The 1,977-nt window shown below is 62.6% G+C and carries 1 protein-coding gene and 1 pseudogene; both read right to left on the bottom strand.

Translation table 11 applies throughout. The annotated features are described in order from the left end of the window. Positions 1 to 342 (bottom strand): annotated as a pseudogene (locus EN939_RS32030) (hypothetical protein); the annotation flags it as partial. A gap of 232 nt (positions 343 to 574) precedes the next feature. After that, on the bottom strand, positions 575 to 1,977 hold a 1,403-nt coding region (locus EN939_RS32035), incomplete at its 5' end, for a toprim domain-containing protein (protein ID WP_245473248.1).

Below are 1,977 nucleotides of genomic sequence, written 5' to 3' on the forward strand. Positions count from 1 at the left end.
GGCAAGAAAGCCGTGTGCGGTGTCCCGGAAATAGACCTCATCGGTGTGGATGCCGACCCATTTGGTGCGCAGCCGCCCGGCAAGATAGCCTCCGACACCAGAGGACAGCCATTGCACGATGACAAGCCAGACGGCGGTGGACGCCGCGAAAGTGGTGACAGATGCGCCGGATCCCGACCATGGCGACACCATGGTCAATCCCAGCCCCGAACCGAGCAGCATGAGGATGAAGGTCAACGTCGAAGCCGCGAAGGCACCGGCGATGATCGGTCCCCAACTGACGGCGGTGGAGGAGGATTCTGTTGAAGTGGAAACGTCGACAGCCGATAGGGTGGACTGCATGGAAGCCCCCTACCGTACGAACAGCATGATCAGAATGATGATCGGGATCGGAATACCGAGCAACCAGAGCAAAATGCCGCGTCCCATGAAGGCCTCCTGTAAGAAATTGTGATCGATGTTGTCACAATGTCCCGCAGGGACTTCCGTTCCGGGGCGTTGTAAAATGATTCTGTTGCCGCCGGTGGAACAATTGGCGCGCCGCAGCGCGCCAATTCAGAATTTAACGTCCGGATCAGATATCCAGATTGGCGACCGACAGCGCGTTGTCCTGGATGAACTCGCGCCTGGGTTCGACCTCGTCGCCCATCAGCCTCGAAAATAGTGAATCCGCGTCGGTCGCGTCATTGACCTTGACCTGCAGCAGCGAGCGCACATTCGGGTCAAGCGTGGTTTCCCACAGCTGTTCGGCGTTCATCTCGCCGAGACCCTTGTAGCGCTGCATTGTCAGGCCCTTGCGGCCGGTCGCAAAGACCGCATTGAGCATCGCCAAGGGCCCCGAAATCGTTTCGGAGACATCCTTGCGGCGCAGCACCGGCGGCGACCCGTAGACCTCGCTGAGGCGCTGTGCGTAGCGGTCGAGCTGGCGTGCGTCGGCCGAATTGATCAGCGCCAGGTCGAGATGCGCGTATTCCTTGACGCTGCGCACCGTGCGCTCGAACACATAGCCGCCGACACCCTCGTTTGAGGTCGACATGCGGCCCGTCCAGCCGCGCTCGGTGTCCTCGGCAATGATGTCGAGGCGTTTTGCAATCCGCTCCGCCATGTCGTTGGCTCGGCCGAGATCGGTGAACACGTCCGGGTTGAGCCCGCCGGCGATCGCCGCCTGCTCGACCACGCCTCTGTTGTAGCGCGTGTGCAGGCCGTTGATCAGCTGGCGCACCGCCAGTGCGTCGTCGATGGCTCCGCGCAGGTCCTGTCCGATGCGAACCTCGCCCGAGCCGAGCGTAAGCGATGCTTCCTCCAGTCCCGAGCCGATCAGGAACTCCTCGAACGCGCTCTCGTCCTTGATGTATTGCGAGCTCTTGCCGCGCGTCACCTTGTAGAGCGGCGGCTGGGCGATGTAGAGATGGCCGCGCTCGATCAGCTCCGGCATCTGCCGGAAGAAGAAGGTCAGCAGCAAGGTTCTGATATGGGCGCCGTCGACGTCGGCGTCGGTCATCAGGATGATCTTGTGGTAGCGCAGCTTGTCGGCGTTGAACTCGTCCTTGCCGATCGAGGTGCCGAGCGCCGTGATCAGCGTGCCGATCATGTCGGAGCCGAGCATGCGGTCGAAGCGCGCCCGCTCGACATTGAGGATCTTGCCGCGCAACGGCAGGATCGCCTGGTTCTGGCGCGAACGCCCACCTTTGGCCGAGCCGCCGGCGGAGTCACCCTCGACGATGAAGATTTCGGACTTCGCCGGGTCGCGTTCCTGGCAGTCGGCCAGTTTGCCGGGCAGGGAAGTGACGCCGAGCGAGCTCTTGCGGGTGATATCGCGCGCCTTGCGCGCCGCTTCACGCGCCGCCGCGGCCTGGATCACCTTGTCGACGACCACCTTGCCTTCGCTCGGATGTTCTTCCAGCCAGGTGCCGAGCGCTTCGTTGACCAGGCCTTCGACGACAGGACGGACTTCCGACGAGACCAGCTTGTCCTTGG

It is taken from the genome of Mesorhizobium sp. M7A.F.Ca.CA.002.05.1.1 (assembly GCF_003998335.1).
GTDB lineage: Bacteria > Pseudomonadota > Alphaproteobacteria > Rhizobiales > Rhizobiaceae > Mesorhizobium.